The following is a 386-nucleotide window of genomic DNA, read 5'->3' on the forward strand; positions in this document are numbered from 1 at the left end:
AGCTTATCTATTCGATAATTATTAGTTATTTAATTTTCATACTCTTTCCTAAAAAAAAGCATGCTCTTACTCTCGTATTCTTATATATTCTCAATATGTCAATGAACGTTTTCCCCTCTAGCTCCCCAAAGGGAAGAACAAAAACCTGTTCCATCCCTTTGGAAAGACTAGGATGGGATTGTGGAGAATATCGGAGTCGAACCGATGACCTCCTGCGTGCAAGGCAGGCGCTCTAGCCAGCTGAGCTAATCCCCCAAATATTAAATTGACAATTAGAAACACAAAAGCTTATCCTTTTTGATACTTGATTAAAGCTTAATTAATTCCCTTTCTTTAAACGTCTACTACATCTTATCAGATGCAATACTCTAAAAAAGGAGGTATTC

The 386-nt window shown here is 36.5% G+C and carries 1 tRNA gene; it reads right to left on the minus strand.

Going from position 1 to position 386, the window contains the following annotated elements:
- Window positions 1-181: 181 nt before the first annotated feature.
- A tRNA-Ala gene (locus tag LB450_RS13605) sits at window positions 182-255 on the minus strand.
- Window positions 256-386 lie beyond the last annotated feature (131 nt).

This window comes from Psychroflexus curvus (genome assembly GCF_020164585.1).
GTDB lineage: Bacteria > Bacteroidota > Bacteroidia > Flavobacteriales > Flavobacteriaceae > Psychroflexus > Psychroflexus curvus.